Raw genomic sequence first — 22,302 nt, 5'->3', positions numbered from 1 at the left:
TTGGCGGAAAGTGTGCTTTATCAAAGCGACCCCAAATTTTGCCGATACTCCAACATCTCATCTTCATCGGTACTGTTGAGAATATCCTGCAACTCACCGATGACCTTATCTCGTTCATATGGCAGTCGAGCCACAAACGGAAAATAGTTAGACACCGAGTTGGCAAAGAGATGGGTACGGATATGCAAATTTTCTATCAGAGTTTGCAGTTCTTCAATGCGCTCTTTTTCATCAGCAGGTGTGAATATGCTCTGCTTTGCCATTTGGTATAATTGTGTGTCGGGGAAGAGAGTCAAAGAATTCACTGAGATAAAATAGGGATTAAGCTGGCTGAAAATCTTTGCGGAGTTGATGGCGTTGCGCTGCCCATTTCCCTTCCCAGCCAGTCCGGTCATGTAGACAAAGTAGTATTCGATACCGGCTTCATCCAGCTTGCGGCATTGCTCTAAAATATCAGCGGACGTATAGCCCTTATTTGCCAGCGCAAGGGTGGCGTCATCGCCGCTTTCTGTACCAATACTCAGGCCATTGATACCCATGGCCCGGAGCTTTTTGAGCTGCCAGACCTCTTTGTTCCTGATGTCCCGGATACTGGCAAACATGGCGATAGACTGGCATTTGATAAGGTATTCACGGACGGTGAGGGCGCGCAGCTTAAGGTTCTCATAACTCATGGAGAAAGGGTTTGCGCCTGTCAAGAAAATGCGTCGAGCATTGGGCTGGTAGCTTTTGATTTCCGCCAGATCTTCCTCAAATTCATCCATGGGAGACATACGGAATTTCTCGTCTTTGTAAAGACTGCAAAAGGTGCATTGGTTATGGGTGCAGCCGGAAGTGGCCTGTAAAATGACAGACTGTGACTCATACGGTGGCCGCCAGGTTCTTCCTGTAAAATGCATGAGAATCCCTCCTTTACAGGTGGCGAAGATTCATGCGGTAATCCCGCAGCTTTTCTTCGCCAACAGTCTCAATGATTTTGTCAATCGTGGCAGTCAGCGCATTCTTATCCTTTGGCAGAGAACCGTGGAGCTGGAATGCGTTGGAGGCTCCAAGAGCTGCAAACTGTGTGGGAATTTCCAAATTCTCTATCAGCACACGGATTTCACGGTACTTCTCAACCTCGCTTTCCTCCTGCCAGTTGCCACGCTGGATTTCCTGGTAAAGTTCGGAATCCGGGTAGATCGTCAGCATATTGGCACCAATAAGCTGTGGGTGGAGCTGATTACATACGGCAGCAGTAGCTTTCGCGCCAATTTCGCCACGGCTTGCGCCTGAAATACTGACCAGATAGAAGAAATTATAGCTAATACCAACCTTATCCAGTCTGCTGCACTGCTCCACAATATCAGCAGAAGTGTAGCCCTTATTCATAAAGTGCAAGGCTTCATCGTCACCAGTTTCCATGCCGATAGTCAAGCCATCATATCCAGCCTGGGCCAGTGCGCTCAATTCACTGTCTGGCTTCAGCGTAATGTCCGTCACACGAGCAAAGCAGCCTATGGTCTGGACAGTAGGGACATACTTGCGGATCAGGTCAGCGATAGCTAGTAGACGTTCTGCTTTCAGCACGAATGGATTCGCCCCTGTAAGAAAGGCGCGGTCAAATTGAAATCCATCCCATTGCTTCATTGTGTTTGCCACTTCCTGCAAATCGCATTCGATATCCTCCATCGGTGACATCTTGAACTTGAACGGCAGGTCATTGTAGAGCGTGCAAAATTTGCATTTGTGATGGGTGCAGCCTGCGGTGACTTCCAATAGCAGGGAAGAAGCCTCATAAGGTGGGCGCCAGATAGTTCCGGTAAATTTCATAGTAAAAACCTCCTTCGTTTGCACTAATTATAACTTAACGCGGCACAAATTCAAGTACTGTACTTTTTTGTAGTACCTTGATTCTCACGGCGCTTGGAGTTATAATACCGGCAAGGAGGTTTTGACCTATGCGAAAAACAGAACTGGCAGTGGAACGGTGCAAGACCATGTCCACGCTGCAAAAAATCCTGGGCGGTAAGTGGAAACTCGAAATTCTTTACTATATTTCTTTCCATGATATCCATCGCTTTGGCGCGCTGCGGCGGCAGTTGGGAGAGATCACGGAATCATCCCTGACGAAGCAGCTACGCGAGTTAGTAGCGGACGGATTTCTGATCCGTCATGACTTCCATGAAGTACCGCCGAGGGTGGAATACACATTGACCGATTTAGGTAAGAGTTTCATGGATGTCATCGACTATATGAAAACCTGGGGGGACAACCATTTATCAAATATGGAGTGACTCTATGGGTCTTGTGTCTACGTTAGCGTTACATACTTAGCCCTCTGAACGAGGCTTATTAGATAGTAAAATAAATTTGGACTATCTATTGGAGGAGAAATATGGTAAAATATAATTGACAGCTTTTGAGAACGATCCAAACATCTCATCTAAAAAGCGTGCTGATAGGAAGAAGTGATAAAGTGGTTAGATGGCTGCATATTTCCGATTTGCACATTGTGAAGAGAGCAGATTGGTGCAATTTTGAAAAGGAACTAATTCATAAGTGTCAAGATTATGACAGAATTGATTTAGTCATTGTTACAGGAGATTTTCATGATTTTGGCGATGAAAGCCATTTCCATCCGGCAATTGACTTTTTGCGAAGATTACTGGAAAGTCTGAATTTAGATGTTGAAAAGGATTTGTTCGTTATTCCAGGAAATCATGATACTGTAAGTGGCGGTCCAGAGAAGGAAATCTTTATAACGGCTGCGAAAACCAGGCCTTTTGATAACACAAAAAAATGGATAGATATCTTGCAAAACACTTTTCAAGAGTATGAGACATTTGTTAAGGAGTTGATTACTTCTTACGCTGTGGAACACCCTGCCAGCATACATAGTCGAAAATGGAGGAATACAATTAATTTTATACACTGCAATACTGCTCTAGCAGCAGATGGAAAGGAGAAAACGAACCAATTATTAGATGTGGATACCTTAGCTTCGATAGAATATGTACCCAATATGCCCAATATCATTTTGGCTCATAATAATTTTTTTGATTTACACCCGGAGCATCAGAAACGAGTGCAGGATGTCATTCGAGTTAATTCTATATGTGCTTATTTTTGCGGAGACCGGCATAGACAAAGTGTTGATGATATCCCTTTGGAAAAGGGGCAGGTGCCTTGCATCGTGAGTTATAAGACGGCACCTGATCCCAAGGATTGTTATTCATCTTTTGGAATCATTTTTGGAGAGTGGGAAGACGATTGGGCTGAGTTAACAGGTTGGTGTTGGGAAAGCGGAAAGGGCTTCTCCGAGGATCGCTCGATTACAGGAAAAAAATTCTCTATGCACATAAATCAACCTGCATTGTCTGTAGCTTCTCCAAATAAGCCCGATTGTAAGGGAAATATCGAGGAAGCTGATACTGGCAAGCAGTGTGTCAAGCAACAGATTGAAGAATATTCATTTGTTCGTCGTTTCATTTCTGCCTGCTACTCATTGTCATATCAGCAACGAGAGCAATTTAATCGAGAACATGTGGACATGCCATTACCATTAAACCTAAGCAATATAGAATTGAGCGATTATACAAAAAAAGCATTGGAAAAAGGTGTTCTTCCCGAGCTAATGATAGATCTAGAAATGATTCTTGGAAATGCATAATCAGATGAACCTCCAAAGTTAAATTATTATGAATAGGAGTGCTTTTATGAAGACTTTATTAAGGAAATGCTATCAAGAAGTAGGGATTGCAGGAGCAAATGCTACTACATTTGAGAATAGAATATCTGCTATAGAACACCTGTTGAGCGTAGATGATTTTTTTACAAATTATGAGTGGATGTCATTAACGAAATGGGCTATGGGCGTTGTGGAAGATGAGAATACAGAATCACTGCTTGTCAGATTAGAAGAGGAGTTCTGTCGAACAGATAATTCTTTTTCTTTAGCCAACACAAAAGAAATGCATATACTAGTTGAATTTCTTATTTTTCAATATTGTCAGAACTCAGAGAATACTCTTTTACTTTCAATGGTGATTTGTGGGCATTGCGTTGGTTGGAAAACAAGAAGCAAACTTCTATATCAAAAAATGATTGATTACATTAATAATGTGAGATTGAGTTTGCGCCAATTCAATTCTGATTTGTCTATCCGAACAATTGATATACAAATTCCGATTCAAACAATTATAACGTTATTGGAGCCAGAAAATGAGGATGATGAAGCTAGGGAAGAACAAATTGCTCAGTTAACTGGAGAACTAGAGAAGGATAATGTGCAACTCCATAAGCTCACAGAACAGATCCATGAATTAAATTCGGCTTTGCTTGTGCAACGAGAAGAGTCCGACATCTTATGGTGGATGCTCACAGAGTGGAGTGAAACTTGCCAAAAGTCTTATCGAGATATGAACCAAGTTGAAGCTGCTTTGTTCTCGGTTTATGAATTAAATTATCATGTTAAATTTGCTTTGGGGCCGTATGCAGCAAAGCAAATCTTAATAAAAATGGTCTCTCTTGCCAAGCCAGGAGGATCAGAGTCGCCCACTGTAGCATCCTTAATTGATAGTTTAGATGGTAGTACGCTGCCTGAATTTGAAGAATGTAATATTACAGAGTTCCAACCAATTCTCTCTGCTTTAAAAGCCAAAAAGGAGGTTTTCCATAAAGAAAGAAACTCTGAATGGATGAAACACTATGAAATGAGATGTAAAAAAGAGTTGGACAATCTTTCAATGACAGCAGTAGAATTCGGTCAACAGCTATATAGAGAAATAGAACTTGGAAGACAGCTTTTTACAGAAAACGGTGGTGAATAAAGTGAATGAAGAAAAGGAAACTGGCAAACCTAAGAATATTTTATCTGAAGGGTTAAGTAGCATTCTAGAAGAAGATGTTACTTTTTATGCTCCGGAAGAATCGCCAGTGCAAAAAGCGGAAGATTACGTCTGTGTATACCGTGGCGAGGCATTAAACGACGAAGAATTGTTTCAGCTCTCTGCACGAGAAAATATTAGGCAGGTATTAATAGCGGGGCCTTATTCCAGTGGTAAAACGACATTAATTGTTATGATGTACTTTCTCTTTTTGGAAGGACGCAACCGTGTACTTAAGTTTGGCGGTTCATTAACCATTAATGGATTTAAGCAGCGTTTACAAAATTTACTTTTATCTTCTGGGGAGGAAAAACCTATTGTTGAGAGAACACCTCGAACAGAACTAAACCGATATCTTCATTTAAATTTGGAAGATCATGATGGTAGAAAAGACAATTTAATCCTAACAGATGTTTCAGGAGAATTATTTTGTGCGGAGGATATGGAAAGTCTCAGTGATTTATATCTTGCTTGTGAGAATGTCATTTTGATTTTAGATGGAGAGAAAATTGCCCACCCAAGGCAACGTCAGAGGGAACGAATGACGTTCACAATGATGTTAAGAAATCTTTTGAAAAATGGAATAATTACTAAAAATTCCAAAGTGCAAATTGTTTGTACCAAAAAAGATCTTATTGATAAGGGAGATGATTCAAAAGAAACTTATGCTTTTTTAGAGGACAGTTGGAATTTTATACAATCAAACTACGAGGCGCTGGTTGATTCATTGGAGTTTTACACGGTTTCGGCTCTCACTATAGAAGATGAGGAAACGCAAAATGATTTTGAAACTATTATCTTGAGATGTTTAGAAATCGATCACTGCGAAGTCACCGTTCCACATAAGAAACCAAAACTACAACGCTTTTTTGACAAATATGAAGTAAGGGAGTGAAATGTGTGGAAGATTGTACTTGCTTAATGATTGGAATGCCAGCAAGCGGGAAAACTACTTATTTAGCATCCTTGGTACATATGCTCACTATGAATAAAACGAAAACAGCATTGCATCTTGATAATGCAGATCTTCCAACTGGAATAGAAAAAATACAGCAAGCGATTGACAATTTTACTTGTTTTCAACCTGTAGGTAGAACTATTGAAACGGCAGAAGATTGGCTAGAAATACGGCTATATAATAATTATGAACAGTCAATTAAATTGCACATACCAGATTTATCGGGAGAGATCTTTCGTGATCTCGTAAAGCAACGGCAGATTAAAAAAGATTTTGCAGATTCCATACAATTGGCAGATATGTTTTTGTTTTTTATAAATTGTGATACTATTTCCGAGGAACGTCGGATCTCATTAAAAGAAGAAAGTGCCCTCCAGATGATTGCTAAAGGGTATAGTAAGGAGATTATTCAAGAAAGCAAGGCATATTCAATCGAAGGGACGTTGGAGAAACAGGCACAGATAACTCAATCAGATTTGGTAGAGCTATTGCAATGTGTGATGTTTCTTGCTAAAAAACGAAGTAGGATCAATTTTGTTGTTTCAGCATGGGATTCTGTTGAAAAACGTTTGAGTCCGAGTGATCGAACACCAGTTAAGTGTTTGGAAAAAATTCTTCCATTATTCTCTCAGTTTCTTCAAACCAATTATGATAAAATTGATGGTAAAATCTGGGGAGTGAGCGCTCAAGGATTTGATTTCACAAACGAAGATGAATTAAAAAGATGGGAAAGAGACGATATTGGAAGTCGCGTAAGAGTAATAACTCCGGACAATAAAGAAATTCGAGACCTTTCATGCTTACTATTACTTAATTGATGATAGGATGACAATATGGGAAAGACTATCTATGCAGAACAAACCCTACACGGATATGCCAATGGGCACCAATTACTTGCTTCATCATGTGCTTTAGAATTACCAGATCGCAAGAGGATGGATGAATTAAGTGATCTCAGTGGACGACACAGCGGCGAGGGATTTGTTAATTATTATACAGGATATCCTATAGAAAATGGAAACAAATATGTGATTTCTAAGACTTGGTATGCTAGTGAAATGATACGGCCTGGGTGTGTCTGGACACATTCTTTGATTTTTAATACGAAAGATTTGGGCCAGATATCTGATCTTTCAAGATTAATATCTAGTTTTCAGCGTCCTGTAAGTTCGAGTTTCCAAGACTACTTATGTCGGATTTTATTGCCTGCTGAGGGCGTGAAACTGTTTCCTTCTTTTGACTTTCAGCGACTCCAGTATGCAATTTTCACGATATGTGCTTCAGCAACATCAAAATGTGTGATAGCGAATTCAAATTCTACTTGCTTTGAGAGTGAACTATTTATGGTGCTGTGTAGTTTGCCTCAGGAAATTTTGAGCACTTTTACATTTTGTACCATGTCTTATGATGTCAGAAAGTACGGAGACTCACTTTTTCAATATCAAATCATACCAAATGCAGTTAGGAATATACCGACAAGGAACTACTCCAATATAATGGTATGTGAAGAGTTTTCTTCTATCGAGAAATATCCATACTGGATTCAGTGTTATATGCAGGCACTATTGCAAGATACTCTGCAAGACTTATATTGCTTTATCCGTCAGTATGGAACAGAGTACATGACATTTACTTGCTATAATCATTTCGCTAGGCTCTATTTTGCACTGATTGGTGAGATGGAGATTTCCCTGACTGAATACATTGAATCTATCAGCATGTTGTTTAAATCAAGTCAACCGCTTTCGCAAAAAACTATGGAACTGTTGCTGGATAATACGTTCTTTCCAGAGGTCTTTATCAATCAGGAATATCAACTTTTGGAGATTATTGAAATGAAACATCTATGGCCTCAAAAGGATTGGATAAAAAAGCTAAAATGCAAAATCATACATAATACTCCCGAAAAATTATATCCGTATATGCAGCGATATATTGTCGGTTCACTTCCAGTACAGATTTGTGAATTAGTAGAGGATATTATTCATGAGCTTTCCCCCAACCATCTTCGAGTTGTGAGTCATATGGATAGCAATATATGTTTTGTATTAATCCGTAAGAATTATAACATGCTACTTTGTCCAGATATCTGGAAACAACCAAGAGATTTTCAGCAAGAAATTCTTTGCGCCATTGGTCGAACTTTAGAACCGGAGCTCATTAAGAAATTGCTAGTTCTTATCCTGCAGACAGATGTCGAGAATATTGCAGAAGATATGTACAGAGTTTTGGGCAATCCGTTGTTACCATTGCTATACGATGCCATATGTTTTGCCAGATTAATCGGCGAAGACCAACTGAGAAATTGGACACCAATTCTTCTTAAAGATCCAAATCTGCTGCTAGATAGAATTCTGAGTCTTCCGGAGTCAAACTGGCGACAGGAATTGTTCTTACAAATTGACATGAACGGTGAAGGGTTTGCGCAATGTGTAAAGAAAGAAAGATGGATAAGCTTATACCAAGAGTTTTTCAAGAAAGAAACTTCAATCTGTAGGCAAGTAGATATTGCAATTCAGTTTTTTCCAGCAGTTTTTTGTACAACTTACCATTTTGATGATGACTTTGTACGAGATGTTGTCGGGACTGTATATCGAGAGGCAAAGAATAATACTATGAATTCAGGTGTTTGGAGTCGTTTTCAGCATATTCTTCCTCAGGTTGAAGATTATCAAGCCTGGGATAGATGTTTGCGTATCCGCAGAGCATTAGATGAAAAAGGATATATAGTGGCGCTAATAGAGTCGGTCACTTAATTGAAAAACTAATTGTGATTTTAGCACTTTTGAATTTGCTTATTCCAATGTACTGTTGAGATAAACGAATTGATTCCCAATGCAGTAATAAAGTTATGACATTACGCAACGGCTGAATTAGCGATAGAGGTTTCCACATTTATTCTCTTATTCTAAATCGTGAATCTTCAATACCGTTTGACATAACGGATGGCATCTGCTTGCAAGAAAGCACGATTGTCCCTTGACGGCAGGTGCTTTCTATCATTTTTTTAGACGGAAAGGAGACTGCTCTTATCGCCCGTAGCGCGATACCGTTGCTTTGTTTCCAGCAACTCAGCTTTGCGCAAATCTTTTAGATAAGGTACAATAAGTTGCGCAAAAAATAGAGCAAAAAAAGAGACAGGGTTTGCAGGAGTTCTGGTAGAATGAAGTTACCACCCAGCATTCTGAAAGGAGACTACAAACCATGTCTGAGAAAATTGTACAGCTAAACGAGGAAGTAATCAAGGGCCAATTAAAGGAAATGGTTCGAGGCAGCGTGGAAGAAACGCTGAATGAGCTGTTGGAGCAGGAGGCGGAGAAACTGACCCAGGCAGCCCGCTACGAGCGAAACGAGGTCTGCCAGGGGTACCGTAGCGGGCACTTCGACCGAAACCTTACTACCCACATCCGGCAATGTCACACTCCATGTGCCCCGTCTCAAGGGCGTCTCTTTTGAAACTGCCATCATAGAGCAGTACCGCCGACGGGAGAGCAGCGTGGAAGAGGCCCTCATCGAGATGTACCTGGCAGGCGTCTCTGTGCGCCGTGTGGAGGATATTACCGAGGCTCTGTGGGGCAGCAAGGTATCTCCGGCCACCATCAGCGAGCTGAACAAGAAGGCTTACGTTCACATCGAAGATTGGCGGAACCGGCCTTTGCAGGGCGGCAAATATCCATATGTTTATGTGGACGGCATCTACCTGCGGCGCAATTGGGGCTGAGAGTATGAAAATGTGGCGATTTTGGTGGCGATTGCTGTGAATGAGGACGGATATCGGGAGGTTTCAGGCGCTGCAGAGGGCATGAAGGAGGACAAGGCCAGTTGGGTCAGTTTCTTTCAGTGGCTCCGTGGTCGTGGTCTGGGTGGCGTAAAGCTGGTGGTTGGAGACAAATGCCTTGGGATGCTGGGGGCCGTGGGAGAGGTGTTCCCTCAGGCCAAATACCAGCGCTGTACCGTCCATTTCTACCGCAATGTGTTCTCTGTAACGCCTCGTTCCAAGGTGAAACTGGTGGCGAAGATGTTGAAAGCTATCCACGCTCAGGAGAGCAAAAAAGCAGCTCGCGAGAAGGCCAAAGCAGTCGTGGAGGAGCTTCGTGCCATGAAACTGAAAGAGGCCGCAAGGAAAGTGGAGGATGGCATTGAGGAGACTCTGGCTTACTACGACTTTCCCAGCGAACACTGGACTCGTATCCGCACGAACAATGTCATTGAGCGGCTCAACCGGGAGATCCGCCGCCGCACCAGGGTGGTGGGCGCTTTTCCGGATGGCAATTCTGCTCTCATGCTCGTCTGCGCCAGACTCCGCCACGTGGCTGGTACTCAGTGGGGCAACAAGAAGTACATGAATATGAATCACTTAGAGACCGTTCTTGAAGACACCTCTATTGCGGACTGACTTCATTTTGTCCAGACTCTGCTAAACTTTTTGCGCATAACTCTTGACATTACCCCCGGATTTACGCTTCAAGCGTATTTTTGTGCCAGTTTTGGATCAAGTTTTTAAATGTTGTAGTTTATATAATCTAAAATCCATAGTTTTTCTCCACGATTGCCTGTAGCTTGAACTCGCTTGTTAAATGTAAGATATACCCAAAGAACATAGAAAAAAACAACGAGAAAAAATATTATAGTAAATGCTATGTTCTGGCAAAAAACGTACTTTGAACGCAAAAAAGTAAAGTACATTGCAAATGGTGCTAATGATAATATTGTGCAGCCCCAAATCATTTTATTAGTTAGTGCAGCAAACAAGCTATGCTTAGTTTTACTTCGACATTCAAACGAATCAATAAATTGATTAAACGATGAAAAGCTATCAATCAGAATATCCGATATAAACATACTGCCAACAAGCTGAATTGCGGTTGCATATTTAAGTTGCCATATGCGAAGCTGGATCATATTCAGAATCACAATTCATCCAACTACTATCACAAATATGTATATGAAATTAACAATTATGTCATCAAATATGGAAAGTGAATCTCTAAAACCAATAAAAAAGCTTATGAAAACAATGTAAAATGTAATAGTCTGGTTGTTCTGTTGGGTTTGGAATCTATGATGTTCGTTAATCTGCTGATACGCGCTAAGTAGATACGGCTCATATTTTTTTGAAACCATCTTGATTTTCCTTTCCCCACATCGATATTAGAAGATACCTAATGCTGAATAGTACAACTCAAATTTGCAGTTTTTGTCTGAACCTATAGTTCCTAAATAAGGACTTATTCTGGTCATTCTGCTAGTTTGAAATTGTTCTGTCATATAAAATTTTCCATTCTGTGACTCATGTGCCTGCAAAGCTTTTATTTTTTCTTTATAATACAAGTCAATATCTACTATGTAATTCCACTTAAAGGACGAGAAAAAAGGATACATTGGTTCAGCGTACAGAAACATTTCTAAATTAGTTGAATATCTTACAACTGCATTTGTCACAGCTTTACCTATTGCCGTATGATCTTGATGTTCGCATCCAAACGAATCCGGAAAATGGGTAATAACGACATTAGGCCTAATTTCGCAAATAATGTTACTCACTTTTTTTACTAAATTCAAATCAAATGATATAAACCCATCCATACAATCTAAAGTAACAAAGTGAACCGGAAGTGAAAAAAAGCTCTGCTTTGATTCTGATATCCTATCACAATTTTGGGAGCTACTATTTCCATTTATACCATTACTAGCAATTGATATATAACATTCATAGCCTTCATCAATATACTTTCTAATGGTTCCGTAACAAGACAATTCAGCATCGTCAGGATGTGCCATAATAACTAACAATTTTTTATTATTCATATGCAAATTCTTCATATTAGGTTGTATATACATTGGGAGTGTTGTCTTTAACAATCCTAGCAGGAACTCCGAAAACAGCCTTTCCTTCAGGAACATTTTTTGTCACAACACTTGCAATCCCGACAAAACTATTTCTTCCAATTATTAATCCATTATTAATTGTGCTATTTGGACCAATCCATGCATCTTCTTCAACAGTTACACTACCCGCTATCCCAACGCCACCTGTTATCATAACGCCCCGTTTTATTATGTCATTGTGAGCAATATGACATCTAGCATCTATTTTAACATGATCTTCAATAATGGTATTTGCAATTGTTCCTCTGGCTACTGTTGAATTGGCCCCAATATAGACGTCCTCACCTATTATAACCCCCCCTAAATGAGGGATTCTTCTGAAGACATTATTTGTATCTTTATAATGACCAAAGCCACACAGCCCAATAACAACACCACTTTCTATGGTACTTCTCGCGCCAATTTCTACTGAACCCTCCAAAATAACATTGTGTTCAATGACTACATCATCTCCTAATATCACATCTTTGCCGGTATAACAATGATGTCCAACGCTAACATTTTTACCTATACAGGATGATAATACCACGCTATCATTTTCTATATACTGACCCTTTTCTTGCCTTTTTGCGAAAAAACTATTAACTATTTCAAAAAAAGCAGAATGAGGATTTTCAACAAAAATGTATATATTGTGAATTGTATTCGGCAATTTTGTCCCTGGCAATATAACACACATATTATGGTATTGTTCTATTCCTGTAATTTTTTCCATATCTGGATTTCTAATCCATGTCAAGGATTCATTATGTAACTGATTAAGTGCGCATACACCATTAAGTGCGAAATTTCCCTTTCCCACTACTCTATATTCTAGGTGCAGCGATTTTAAAAAGTCAAAAATATCTTTTACATCCATATTTACTCTCCCTTAATTTCCGAAATCAATTTTCGCATTACTTGAATGTTCCTATATGTATATCTTGAAACCTGCCCCAGAATTTTTTCTCTAAGAAAATTTTCAGGTTCATTATATCCGGCCAAAGCTCTTATGGAGACACTTCCAGTAATTGTAGGATGAGCATCAAAGAGCAATAATTGTCGATTAACAACCATTCCTTGTATATTCAATGGACCACATGAATTTAAACATTGCGCAATGTTCTGTGCTTGAAGAGCAATATTTTCATCTTGCACTACTTCTCCTTGAGTAATGCCAGAAGATATGGCATAACTTTTATCGCCTATTCTAAATTTATTTTTGTACGAAATGGCCGAATAATATAGTCTGTGTATAACTATTGTACCTAAAATATTACTAGCATTATCGCTGGTAACACCTATAGTATATTCAGAATTCATGTCACCAACATATTCTTGAACGACTATATCCAACCCTCGTTTTAACATTACTGTGGTATAGCAAATTGCGTCTTCTACGTCAAAAGCAATATATACATGTTCAGAAGCACTAGCTAAAATGTTTGGCTTAATAACCACAGGAAAAAAAGAGATTTTATAGCAATCTTCAATTTTGTTTATTTTGAGAAATCTAGGAACAGAAATACCTTTTTCAGACAAATAAGAAAATAGATGATATTTGTTTTCACAAATCTCCTGTATATTTTCACTATTTAGAGGTATGCCTATTCCCCTATTTTCATATTTTTGTCGATTGCAAAGAAAAAACTTAATTTCTGCCCTCGAATTCGGGAAAATAGCGTGTATAGAATTTTCCGAAATAATTCTGTCTATGACCATTGAATAATCGGGATCAGTTGCTTTGGGGACTTTATAAAATTTATTCAGTTGCGGTATGCAAAAATTGGATATATCTGTTCCAACTATATTTAGTTCCAGATTTGAAAGTTTAAGCGCTTCTACTATTTGACTTCCAACTCCAGCATTGCCTACTGCAGTAACTAAAACATTTATTTTCACAATCGTATGCGACCTTTATTTTTGACTATTTTGATGTTATTTCAATTCTATTATACAACTTCTCGACATAAAAATCAATACATTTGCCAGATTTATTCCTTATTTTTTTGTAAATTCCAAATTATAATATCTCTACAACACACTACTCATAATCCCAATGATTTCTCAGCGATTCCAGTGACAGGTTCACCGAGAAACATGGTTGTAGCAACGCAACCGTGGATATTCTGATTCGCATTGTGGGTTCACTCTAAATCTATTTACGAGTATTCTGAGTCTTTTCCCAAATAGACGGAGATATTCTGTGAGAATTCCATCGGACACCGGGACTGCCTATACAGGGAGGTAGACCGTTACAGTTTTTCGAGAACATCGTCCATCTATGCAGGGTAATGGGCTGGAATCAAATGCTAGTAGACCCATCTCATATAAACATCGCATGTCTTCAAGATATTGAATACATCTGTGCAAACATGGCTGTCGGCACTCCACAGCGTGTTTCGGAAGCCTTTGGCTTGTCATTGATAGATTTCAATAACAGAGAAGGAAATACTGAGCACGGTGGGACGGCACAATGTCACAAACCACATTGACAGTAATGCCCCAAAAGGTGATTTAGATGAATTATGAGCCCTGTGGTCAAGTGAGTTTTTGGGTGAAAATAGTGAAAATCGGCCTGCATAACGTGGATAACAAGAGCACGGAATTCATTCTGAACGGCAGAGCCCTGGAAATCCCCGTGGGCAATGTGAAACCCAGGCAGTCCAAGGAAGTCACCTTTGAAGTGCGGGTGCTGGATATGGCCACAGGCACGACTGTGTATAACACGGTGATTGCGAACAGACCCGACGGCAACCCCACCGCCGCCGACCCCGGCGTGGAGATTCTGAATCCAGAAACCCCGCCCGGGCTGGATGTGTTCGGCGTGGTGACCGGCAAAAGACGGTGGACAAAACGTTCGTGTCCCCTGGTGAATCCGTGACCTATACCATCACGGCAACCAACAACACCTAGAAAACCTGGACGGGTGTGAAGTCCGTCGACACCCTGAGCGACTATGACGACCTCATGGTGCTACTGGACGATACCGTTTATATCAACAGCGTAAACTGCCCCCTGGGGAGCGCCAAGTGGGGTTTTAACGGAATGACCCTGACTATGGACATTGGTGATATTCGGCCCGGGACCTCTGCTACGGTTCAGTTCAAGGTGCAGTTCAAGAACGATGCAGGCGGCGGGACATTCACAAACTACGCCAACCTCAAGGGCGGCAACCTCAGTACCGTCAGGGGCCAGGTGCCCGAGGTGAAAGTGGAGGTACCAGATAAGCCTAACACTGAGATAGCCCACCCATTTTTCAGAGGAATGACAAAGGCCAATGGCTGCCCAACGAAGAGCTGACCATTGCCCAGGTGTGCGCGGTCAGTTACCGGCTGCTTTCGGATGAAATCAAAAATTACCCGGTAAAAGTTGGCAAAACGTTTGCTTCTTACACCTTTGCTGATGGCCACACGCTGTGCAAGAGCGATTCTGATACGGGCCTGTCCGTCCTGTTCCTGCTGGGCAATGGCTATGTAAGCGCGAATGAAATCAACGCACTGTATGATCTCGACGCCACGCATACGTCCGGACTTGAATGGTCGGTGCCGCAAGAGTTGGCCTTCCGTATCCTGGCGAACTGTACCGACTCCCCCAATGCCATTAAGTTAAGCATTTTGTAAAAAGATAAAGAAATCGGCAAAAAGCCCTTGACAAAATAAGAAAAATATGCGGCGAAGCCCCTTGAAAAATAAAAACTTCAAGGGGCTTATAAAATGAAACAAACCGCAAAAAACTTACGAAAAAAGCTGCTGTCTCAGGTAAGGAAAATGGGAAAGAATCCCCAAATTTACGCCAGCCGGCCAGGACGGGATTTCACCCGCCGCAGGGCGCTGGATTTTGAAAAAATCCTTCTCCTGCTGCTTACCATGAGCTGTGAAAGCGTGGGCAAAAATCTCATGAAAGCTTTCCGTTTTCAAGAAAAAACACCCTCTGCCTCCGCTTTTGTGCAGCAGCGGAAAAAGCTTTTGCCTAAAGCCTTGGAGGACTTATTTCACAGCTTTTCAAATTCACTTACCCCCGAAAAGAAGTACCGGGGATATCGGCTGCTGGCAGTGGATGGAATGTCCTTGAAATCATCAGCATACCCTGCAGATTTGCTTTCTTATCTGCCCGGAACAGACCGCCAGCACGGTTGGAACAAGCACCTGATAAACGCTCTTTTTGACTTGGAAAACGGCATTTATACAGACTTAATTGTCCAAAAGGAACACGAGAAAAATGAAGGCAAAGCTCTGTGTGAAATGACAGACCGTTCGCGGATTTCAGAGCCGGTTATCCTTTTAGCCGACCGGAACTATGCGTCCCTGAACAACTTGGCGCATCTGGAAAACCGGGGCTGGAAATATGTCCTCCGCCTGAAGGAAAGGGATTCGGTTTTTGGTGTAAAGCTTCCTTGTTTTCCCGAATTTGATATACCCGCAAGCCTCACTTTGGGGCGCCTCACAAAACGAAAACTGGAAACAAGAAATATCCCTGTTCCGGCAGATTTTTATAAGCTTACAAGTCAGCGTGTTTTCGATTTCCTGCCTGCAGAAAGCGTTGGCTTTTACCGGCTTTCTTTCCGTATCGTACGCGTAAATTTCTGCAATGGAAAAACGGAAACCTTCCTGACAAATCTGAATAAAAATCAATTTCCGCCCGAAACTTTGAAAGCTCTTTACGCCAAACGCTGGGGCATCGAAACATCTTTCCGCAGCCTGAAATATTCAGTGGCGCTCATTCATCTCCACTCCAAAATTCCAGAACTTATTTTACAGGAGGTTTTTGCTGCTTTCCTGATTTTTAACTTTGCACAGGCAGCAGCCTGGAACGTGGAGCTTTCCTGCCACAAGACAAAACAAAAGCAGCGCCTCAATTTTTCCGATGCTGTCTTTGCCTGCTGTGCTTTCTTACGGAAACCTTTTCGAGAACTGGAAGGGTTGCTTTACAGGAAACGCTTTCCAGTAAGGCGGGGACGGGCTTTCCAGAGACCTGTTTCCTCGGGTAATCGGATTTCTTGGTTTTATCTCCCGGCACGATAGCCGGGATCTTTGGCGGCGCTTAACTTAATGGCATTGACCGACTCCCCTGAATTCAATAATTGGGTAACCAGTCCCAGTGCCTTTGTTCAGCGGATTGATGTGGTCCGCGCAATTTGTGCTGTCCTGGACTGACAGGCCGACGCCGAACACAATGGGGTTTCCGTAAAATCCTGGCCTGATACAAGGATAGAAGTCAAGCGATGTAATAGGAGGGGCCATATCATTCTTCTCTGTTGTTCGCTCTTATAAAGTGGGTAGTTCCTTGCACCTGTCACCATGATAGGAGACACCTGCCACCATAAGTGCGCAAAGGCTCCTTGGCGGCAGGTGCTTTTCTATCACATCTTCTTGAGACGAAAAAGCAAACTGCTTTTCCCGCCTTTTGTCCTATAGCGCTGTTCAGTTTCTACCAACTCCACCTTGCGTAAATCCTTCAAGGCCCTACGAACCGTAGACTGTGATAGTTTCAACTCCCTACCAATAGTAGGGATGGCTGGCCAGCATTCGCCGTTCTTATTTGACCGATCCGCAAGGTAAATATAAACTGCCATGGCCCGGTGCTGCAAATCCATTTTGTATAGAAAATCATACCGTCCCATCTTGGATATCCTCTGTTTCTATATCCCGGTTATGGGGTGCAATTGTCTTGAAGGGTTTTCCCTTACCGGCATCGGGTTTCTTCTTTCGTGAAGGGTGCTTGTGTTGGTTTTCCGTGGATGATTTTTCTTCCTGGCCACTAGAAGAGGTATCTTCTGGAGACATATTATCGTCCTCTTTTAGCCAGTCGGGATGATACTTAAGGACAATGGCCTGGAGCAGTTCATTCTTCTCTGCATAAGCAACTTTGCGGTTGCCATTCTCGGGAACAGAGTAATCCTCGTTGAACTGAATGCCCCATTCAAAATATAATTTGAGTTTTACCTTCATAGGATGGAATCCGGTTTTCATTACCACAAACTGTCCCTTGGGCATGGACTTCAACTCATCTGCCGTCATGAGCGGGCGTTCAATCATTTGCAGAGATTGGCTGGGACCATTTTTGCTCCTGGACACTGAGCCGGACATGACCGTTCTGCTGCCCAGCGCCTTGGACAGCACCTCGGCAGAGCTGCTGTTGGGTGCAAAACCGCCGAAGATGATATCCTGCAAATTATCTACGATAATCTCTGCGCCCTCCTTGCCGTAGTTCTTCTCTAGCTGGGCGAAGGACTGGATGATGGGTACAATCTGCAAGCGGCGGGAGCGGGAGGCTGAGAACATCATTTCTGCTGATTCAATCTTTGGAAATAGCGATAGGTAATCATTTGAAATCATCTCCAGATTTTCCCCCGCTTCACACCGGACATGAGAGTTTCCGCTCATCCGGCGTTCCATCGTATTATGGAATTTCCATAAAGTATCGATTTTTCAACAACCAAGTTTTTAGATTGGGTCAAGATTCAGGCGCTTCCTTAATCGGTTCAGTTTGTCCTTTTGCTTAGCGTTCGGAGCCAACTTTTCCACATAGTGTTCTATGGTAGATTCCCACATTGCATGAAGCAGGATGTGCGCATCCCTGCAAATTAAAATGAGATTTGAGTAACTGTCATTGCCGCCTTCAGCCCTGCGGACTTTATGGTAGCAGTGAATATCGCCAATTTCAAGGGGCCTGCCCGTTATCGCGCACTTTCCTTGCTGGGCGCAATAGAGCGCCAGACGGTTATCATTGTACTCAATGCTCTCGTTCCTTATAGGATGTTCCATCAAATAATGCAAAATGGGAGTGTTTACTTTCTCCAACGCTTTATGGACTGCCGCCCGGCCCTCAGGCGTGTATACACACCAATCGCGAGATCTGTGTTTCGGCGGCCTTGTCTGGACATAGGATATCGGCAGGACGAATAGCCCCCTGATATAGCGGAGCTGCCTGCTCTTACCATACATTTGCTGACCAAACGAGGGCAAAGGATTTCCCTCACGCTTTAATCTCTGGCCTAATCTGCATTTCATAGTCCGTTTGACCGAAAAGCCAATTTCCGCAAAATCTTGACTTACATAGGTCGCTATGCGATAATAATTATGGACTCCCATCACATAGGAATTATAGTCCATAATGAATTTGTGTTCTTCAAACTTATCCGCAGGGAACTTGATTTTTTCCACCATCTCAGCGGCGCGCTTTTTGATTTTCTCTTTACGCTTGTCTGAAACATGAGAGACCACCGTATACTTGGGCTTACCGTTCTTTTCGCCTTTAACGCAGACCTTAATTTTGAAGCCGAGAAACTCCGAATAACGCCGTTTTAAGTTGACGATTTGGGATTTCTCCGGGCTGATATCCAGCCCCAGCCTCTCTTTAAGCCATTTCTGCGTGGCTATAAACAGCTTTTCCGCGTCCTGCCTTTTCCGGCAAAAGATACGGAAATCATCTGCATAGCGCAAGCCATAGCACTCCTTTAAATTTGACTTTTCCCGAAGGACTTTGTAGGCATACGTCTTTTCTTCTACGCCATTATCATTGCGGATACGGATATAGTTCTTGCGCATAGGTATGGTTTCCCACTGGCTGGAAATCCACCAATCCAATTCGTTTAGGACGATATTGGATAATAGCGGGGAAATGACTCCGCCTCGCGGTTCTGCCGGTCCGCTTGGCCAGGGGACGGCGCACCCGCAGCCTTCAGCCAGCTGCGCAGGGTATCGACGCAGATCCCCAGTTCAGACGCCACCTCCCGGCTGGGGCGGCCCTGCTCTGTTACCAGGCGGACAGCACCCTCTTTGAATTTTTCATCGTATCGCGGCGGCGCGTTCCCTTTTTTGTTTCCCATCTTTTTTCTCTCCTTTTCTTTCCATTATACCAATTGTTTTTCTGTCTTTCAAGATGGGAAGGGGGCACTTTTACATCGACTTTCAAATACCCATATACTTTCTTGCCCTTGGTACGGAACAGCCGCCGGGCAAGCTGCAACAATAATTCTTCAAGCTGCGGATTGGAATATCTTCCGGCTTTTATCTGCGAAACGATTTCGGCAAGCACATCTCTACTCTCAGAGCGCAGCCGGTTCCTATGCTCCGTCTGCTTTTCATAGATGCAGAGCAAATCCTGCGCAAAAATATCTTTCGCCAATGAGGAACGCAACTTCTGCACACCCTGCTTGGTGAGGTATCCCTTACTTTCAACTGTGGAGTACGCAATCAGATGCACATGAGGGTGGTGCGATTCATTGTGGAAAGCCGCGAACCACTTCAGGTGTCCCATAGGGATGCGCAGGTTTTCCGAAAGCGCCTGGGTCTGGGTACGGAGCATATCCCGCCAGCGGGAACCATTGTCAAAGCCGAGCCGCTCTGCATCTTCACGTCGGAGAGAAATAATTACCGTCCACACGTTGCCGCCGTATTCGTTGAGCTCCTGCGACACCTTTGCGAGATTCACTTGTACACCGTCATCCGTGAACAGCCCATGAGAACCGAACCGTTCGGCGCGAGGGCGGGTAGCGATATAATCCGCATAGGTTTTAGCGTTCAGCGCAGCAGCGGCGTTGTCCTCGATGGCACGGGAGATAAATTCCGAGGCGGATTCTATCGTCTGCTTCTGCTGGTAGTCCTCGTACTCGAGCATATCTCGAGTGTCAGGAAAATTGCGGAGAATTTTATTGATCAACTGCTTCTGATTCCAACTGACAGGGGCGAACCTTTTGGAGTCATCAATTTTCTCCACACCATCACGGGTAGCGATATACTTTGCGTACCCTCCACGCCCCTGCCGAGCGCCCGGCTTCAAGAACTTAAACTTCGTAACTAACTTTGCCATTCGACGGCGTCCTCAAAACTGAAATTACCATTAAGCCTCTTGACCTCCTGGACGCACTCTCCGCGCAGCCGAGCAAGAGATATCTCGTCGATCTCACTGCTGGCAGCGACCACATTCATAAGCATGGCCAGCTCCACTGCCAATTTGAAAAGCATCTTGCTCTGGCGGTTGTCGCTCTCAGCCACAATGCTTTTCATATTAGAGAGAAGTGCATTGGGCAGGTACGAGGTGTCTTCATCCGCTGTAACATGACCAGCATAGTATCGGATGGCACGGTCGATGAACTCCGACTGGCTCTTGCTTTTATCTTTACGGTAGTTGTTTTTGACAAGTTCCAGCGTACTTGGGTACGCCCATAGCAAAAACTTCTTCTTCCCTTTCGGCGCTGGCATGACTTCACTTCCTTTCTCATGCAACCTATCTGAAAATGGCGTAATTCCGGGCTTTATCCGCATCGCAACCCACCCTATGCCGTTGATACCTCCGACAGCAACCCACCCTAAAATTTGCATGACCGAAAGCCCGAAAACTCCCGAAGCGACCGGCATTGCCGGGCGCAGTGAGCCGTAGGATGGGTGCAGCGCAACCCATCCTACTTTCTCCCGCTTGCTTTTCGACCTTGCCAAACCCGCCCCATAACCCGTGATTCTGAGGCTTTCCCAAACCAGCCCCACGCTGGCCCAACACGGCCCTCTCCGGTGCAGGGCCGTGTGTTTTCCCGACCCAGCCTCGCAAGTCCCGACACGGGGCCACACAGGGGCCAACACAGGCCAACAGCAATGGCAGGCCCTATCCGATTTTCTTGTCCGGCGGCATAATGCCCTCCACCCGCTCGAAGCAGCACTCCGTGTAGGAGAGTCCGTTCTCGCTGACGATCCTGTCCAGCATGGCCAGCATATCGGACTCTTTCAGGCTGGCGCGGTCGCTGGGGCAGTCAAAGCAAATCCACTCTGAGGAGTCGGGGGAGTCCTTGACGTACACATCGTACCCCAGTCGCAGGGAGCCGTCCTCTTGAAACAGCACCGCATTTATCTTCATACAGCCCACGGTCAGGCTGGCGGCGATGGTGTCCTCAAACTGCAAAGACACCTGCCGCCGTAGCCGTGACACCTCCCGGTCGCTCATAAACCGCTGATACACATACTCGGCACCCAGCGCTTTTTTCACTTCCTTGACGCGATTCATCATCGTGCCCCCTCACATATGAAAGTGAAAATCGTAGCCCTCACTCTCGTCCTCATCATCGTCCACGTCCTCCCACTCATCTTCTTTGTCCTCCAAATCCTCATCTTCCTCCGGCTCATCCTCGTCATAATCGAACAGGGACTGCTGGTACATCATAGCAACGTTGTAATAATGCTGGGTGCTGCTCTGCAAAGCCTGTTCCAGCGCAGCGGTATCCAGTCCGCAGTCCCGGTAGCCCTGATGCACCGTAGCGTAGTAGCTGGGGGACGGCAGGTTGAAATTCATGCGTGGGTTCATGATATACACCATGGTGCCGACCTCCTGGCCATCCCTCTGCACCTGCACATCCCGCTTGAAATAATGGCTGGGAAAGCCCTCATACATATCAAGCGCACGTTCATCTCGGGCCTGAATCTCCCAGAGGCCTACGGGAACGGAGGCCCCATCCTTGCGGCCAATGGTGGCAAAGGCCGAACGCTCCCGGCCCTTGAACTGCAATTCATAGCCTTGCAGCCCGCCAGAGCCAACGTATTTTGCCGTGGGGCAGCGGTACTTCATCTGCCCCTTGTTGAGGTTACTGCCGTAGGCAACATACAATTTTTTAGCCAA

Annotated in this window: 23 protein-coding genes and 2 pseudogenes; 12 read left to right on the top strand and 13 right to left on the bottom strand. The window is 43.5% G+C overall.

Going from position 1 to position 22,302, the window contains the following annotated elements:
* Positions 1–20 precede the first annotated feature (20 nt).
* Positions 21–899: a radical SAM protein gene (locus tag ADH66_RS15490; RefSeq protein WP_066538956.1), complete on the bottom strand. Its 879-nt coding sequence runs from the start codon at positions 897–899 to the stop codon at positions 21–23.
* Positions 900–912: 13 nt separating this feature from the next.
* Positions 913–1,812, bottom strand: coding sequence for a radical SAM protein (locus ADH66_RS15485; RefSeq protein ID WP_066538958.1), 900 nt, complete (start codon positions 1,810–1,812; stop codon positions 913–915).
* Between the two features lie 128 nt (positions 1,813–1,940).
* On the opposite strand from ADH66_RS15485, the gene ADH66_RS15480 reads away from it, so the two are divergent.
* The 7 genes and pseudogenes from ADH66_RS15480 to ADH66_RS15450 all read left to right on the top strand — a co-directional run bounded on the left by ADH66_RS15480 (position 1,941) and on the right by ADH66_RS15450 (position 10,222).
* Complete coding sequence (locus tag ADH66_RS15480; protein WP_066538960.1) at positions 1,941–2,276, top strand: winged helix-turn-helix transcriptional regulator; 336 nt, start codon at positions 1,941–1,943, stop codon at positions 2,274–2,276.
* A gap of 158 nt (positions 2,277–2,434) precedes the next feature.
* Complete coding sequence (locus ADH66_RS15475) at positions 2,435–3,652, top strand: metallophosphoesterase (RefSeq protein WP_207653000.1); 1,218 nt, start codon at positions 2,435–2,437, stop codon at positions 3,650–3,652.
* Positions 3,653–3,698: 46 nt separating this feature from the next.
* Positions 3,699–4,811, top strand: a complete 1,113-nt coding sequence (locus ADH66_RS15470) for a GTPase-associated system all-helical protein GASH (protein ID WP_066538964.1) — start codon at positions 3,699–3,701, stop codon at positions 4,809–4,811.
* Complete coding sequence (locus ADH66_RS15465) at positions 4,774–5,763, top strand: TRAFAC clade GTPase domain-containing protein (RefSeq protein WP_157130665.1); 990 nt, start codon at positions 4,774–4,776, stop codon at positions 5,761–5,763. Before ADH66_RS15470 ends, ADH66_RS15465 begins: the two co-directional genes overlap by 38 nt.
* A 5-nt stretch (positions 5,764–5,768) precedes the next feature.
* Positions 5,769–6,644 carry a TRAFAC clade GTPase domain-containing protein gene (locus tag ADH66_RS15460; RefSeq protein ID WP_157130666.1) on the top strand — a complete coding sequence of 292 codons (876 nt, stop codon included), beginning with the start codon at positions 5,769–5,771 and terminating at the stop codon, positions 6,642–6,644.
* A 15-nt stretch (positions 6,645–6,659) separates the two neighbouring features.
* A complete protein-coding gene (locus tag ADH66_RS15455) occupies positions 6,660–8,582 on the top strand; it encodes a GAP1-N1 domain-containing protein (protein ID WP_157130667.1) in 1,923 nt (640 codons plus the stop codon).
* Between the two features lie 448 nt (positions 8,583–9,030).
* Positions 9,031–10,222: pseudogene (locus ADH66_RS15450) on the top strand (IS256 family transposase).
* A 755-nt stretch (positions 10,223–10,977) separates the two neighbouring features.
* Here ADH66_RS15450 and ADH66_RS15440 read toward each other — a convergent pair.
* The 3 genes from ADH66_RS15440 to ADH66_RS15430 are packed head-to-tail and all read right to left on the bottom strand — an operon-like array spanning position 10,978 to position 13,596.
* Entirely contained in the window at positions 10,978–11,634 is a 657-nt protein-coding gene (locus ADH66_RS15440) for a PIG-L deacetylase family protein (RefSeq protein ID WP_157767222.1), read from the bottom strand.
* Positions 11,635–11,650: 16 nt separating this feature from the next.
* Complete coding sequence (locus tag ADH66_RS15435) at positions 11,651–12,574, bottom strand: UDP-3-O-(3-hydroxymyristoyl)glucosamine N-acyltransferase (protein WP_066538976.1); 924 nt, start codon at positions 12,572–12,574, stop codon at positions 11,651–11,653.
* Positions 12,575–12,576: 2 nt separating this feature from the next.
* Positions 12,577–13,596 (bottom strand): ATP-grasp domain-containing protein, encoded by a 1,020-nt coding sequence (locus ADH66_RS15430; protein WP_157767221.1) that lies wholly within the window; start codon positions 13,594–13,596, stop codon positions 12,577–12,579.
* Between the two features lie 655 nt (positions 13,597–14,251).
* Between ADH66_RS15430 and ADH66_RS21160 the strand changes: the two genes are divergently transcribed.
* From ADH66_RS21160 to ADH66_RS15410, 5 genes are all read left to right on the top strand, one after another.
* The gene (locus tag ADH66_RS21160) at positions 14,252–14,578 is read left to right on the top strand and encodes a hypothetical protein (protein WP_236757079.1); all 327 of its coding nucleotides are present in this window, start codon (positions 14,252–14,254) and stop codon (positions 14,576–14,578) included.
* On the top strand, positions 14,557–14,610 hold the full coding sequence (locus ADH66_RS21875) for a hypothetical protein (RefSeq protein WP_407922933.1): 54 nt from the start codon (positions 14,557–14,559) through the stop codon (positions 14,608–14,610). Before ADH66_RS21160 ends, ADH66_RS21875 begins: the two co-directional genes overlap by 22 nt.
* Before the next feature lie 15 nt (positions 14,611–14,625).
* Positions 14,626–14,997: a hypothetical protein gene (locus tag ADH66_RS15420; protein WP_066538982.1), complete on the top strand. Its 372-nt coding sequence runs from the start codon at positions 14,626–14,628 to the stop codon at positions 14,995–14,997.
* 11 nt (positions 14,998–15,008) lie between these two features.
* The gene (locus ADH66_RS15415; RefSeq protein ID WP_066538984.1) at positions 15,009–15,317 is read left to right on the top strand and encodes a hypothetical protein; all 309 of its coding nucleotides are present in this window, start codon (positions 15,009–15,011) and stop codon (positions 15,315–15,317) included.
* Positions 15,318–15,410: 93 nt separating this feature from the next.
* Positions 15,411–16,718 (top strand): IS4 family transposase, encoded by a 1,308-nt coding sequence (locus tag ADH66_RS15410; protein ID WP_066533705.1) that lies wholly within the window; start codon positions 15,411–15,413, stop codon positions 16,716–16,718.
* Between the two features lie 338 nt (positions 16,719–17,056).
* Here the strand turns inward: ADH66_RS15410 and ADH66_RS15405 are convergent, their stop codons facing one another.
* The 8 genes and pseudogenes from ADH66_RS15405 to ADH66_RS15370 form a co-directional block, all read right to left on the bottom strand.
* Positions 17,057–17,290: a helix-turn-helix domain-containing protein gene (locus tag ADH66_RS15405; RefSeq protein WP_330397591.1), complete on the bottom strand. Its 234-nt coding sequence runs from the start codon at positions 17,288–17,290 to the stop codon at positions 17,057–17,059.
* 13 nt (positions 17,291–17,303) lie between these two features.
* A pseudogene (locus ADH66_RS21155) lies at positions 17,304–18,005 on the bottom strand (type IV secretory system conjugative DNA transfer family protein); the annotation flags it as partial.
* Positions 18,006–18,140: 135 nt separating this feature from the next.
* On the bottom strand, positions 18,141–19,283 hold the full coding sequence (locus ADH66_RS15395; protein WP_236757077.1) for a group II intron reverse transcriptase: 1,143 nt from the start codon (positions 19,281–19,283) through the stop codon (positions 18,141–18,143).
* 5 nt (positions 19,284–19,288) lie between these two features.
* Positions 19,289–19,525 carry a transposase gene (locus tag ADH66_RS21870; RefSeq protein WP_084384438.1) on the bottom strand — a complete coding sequence of 79 codons (237 nt, stop codon included), beginning with the start codon at positions 19,523–19,525 and terminating at the stop codon, positions 19,289–19,291.
* The gene (gene mobP3 / locus ADH66_RS20180; protein ID WP_066538994.1) at positions 19,453–20,508 is read right to left on the bottom strand and encodes a MobP3 family relaxase; all 1,056 of its coding nucleotides are present in this window, start codon (positions 20,506–20,508) and stop codon (positions 19,453–19,455) included. The genes ADH66_RS21870 and mobP3 overlap by 73 nt, the downstream gene beginning before the upstream one ends.
* Positions 20,496–21,134: a hypothetical protein gene (locus tag ADH66_RS21150; RefSeq protein ID WP_236757074.1), complete on the bottom strand. Its 639-nt coding sequence runs from the start codon at positions 21,132–21,134 to the stop codon at positions 20,496–20,498. The genes mobP3 and ADH66_RS21150 overlap by 13 nt, the downstream gene beginning before the upstream one ends.
* A 163-nt stretch (positions 21,135–21,297) precedes the next feature.
* On the bottom strand, positions 21,298–21,693 hold the full coding sequence (locus ADH66_RS15375) for a hypothetical protein (RefSeq protein WP_066538997.1): 396 nt from the start codon (positions 21,691–21,693) through the stop codon (positions 21,298–21,300).
* Between the two features lie 12 nt (positions 21,694–21,705).
* Complete coding sequence (locus ADH66_RS15370; protein WP_066538999.1) at positions 21,706–22,302, bottom strand: gamma-glutamylcyclotransferase family protein; 597 nt, start codon at positions 22,300–22,302, stop codon at positions 21,706–21,708.

This window comes from Acutalibacter muris (assembly GCF_002201475.1).
Taxonomy (GTDB): domain Bacteria; phylum Bacillota; class Clostridia; order Oscillospirales; family Acutalibacteraceae; genus Acutalibacter; species Acutalibacter muris.
Note: the sequence above shows the minus strand (reverse complement) of the source record. Positions and strands in the feature narration are given on the sequence as shown.

Bases quoted from the DNA above. Each gene is read 5' to 3' on its own strand.
- ADH66_RS15405 (WP_330397591.1), bottom strand. From the start codon at position 17,290: ATGGATTTGCAGCACCGGGCCATGGCAGTTTATATTTACCTTGCGGAT.
- ADH66_RS15440 (WP_157767222.1), bottom strand. From the start codon at position 11,634: ATGAATAATAAAAAATTGTTAGTTATTATGGCACATCCTGACGATGCT.
- ADH66_RS15375 (WP_066538997.1), bottom strand. From the start codon at position 21,693: ATGAATCGCGTCAAGGAAGTGAAAAAAGCGCTGGGTGCCGAGTATGTG.
- ADH66_RS15435 (WP_066538976.1), bottom strand. From the start codon at position 12,574: ATGGATGTAAAAGATATTTTTGACTTTTTAAAATCGCTGCACCTAGAA.
- ADH66_RS15410 (WP_066533705.1), top strand. From the start codon at position 15,411: ATGAAACAAACCGCAAAAAACTTACGAAAAAAGCTGCTGTCTCAGGTA.
- mobP3 (WP_066538994.1), bottom strand. From the start codon at position 20,508: ATGGCAAAGTTAGTTACGAAGTTTAAGTTCTTGAAGCCGGGCGCTCGG.
- ADH66_RS21870 (WP_084384438.1), bottom strand. From the start codon at position 19,525: ATGGGAAACAAAAAAGGGAACGCGCCGCCGCGATACGATGAAAAATTC.
- ADH66_RS15485 (WP_066538958.1), bottom strand. From the start codon at position 1,812: ATGAAATTTACCGGAACTATCTGGCGCCCACCTTATGAGGCTTCTTCC.
- ADH66_RS15470 (WP_066538964.1), top strand. From the start codon at position 3,699: ATGAAGACTTTATTAAGGAAATGCTATCAAGAAGTAGGGATTGCAGGA.
- ADH66_RS15490 (WP_066538956.1), bottom strand. From the start codon at position 899: ATGCATTTTACAGGAAGAACCTGGCGGCCACCGTATGAGTCACAGTCT.
- ADH66_RS15480 (WP_066538960.1), top strand. From the start codon at position 1,941: ATGCGAAAAACAGAACTGGCAGTGGAACGGTGCAAGACCATGTCCACG.
- ADH66_RS15455 (WP_157130667.1), top strand. From the start codon at position 6,660: ATGGGAAAGACTATCTATGCAGAACAAACCCTACACGGATATGCCAAT.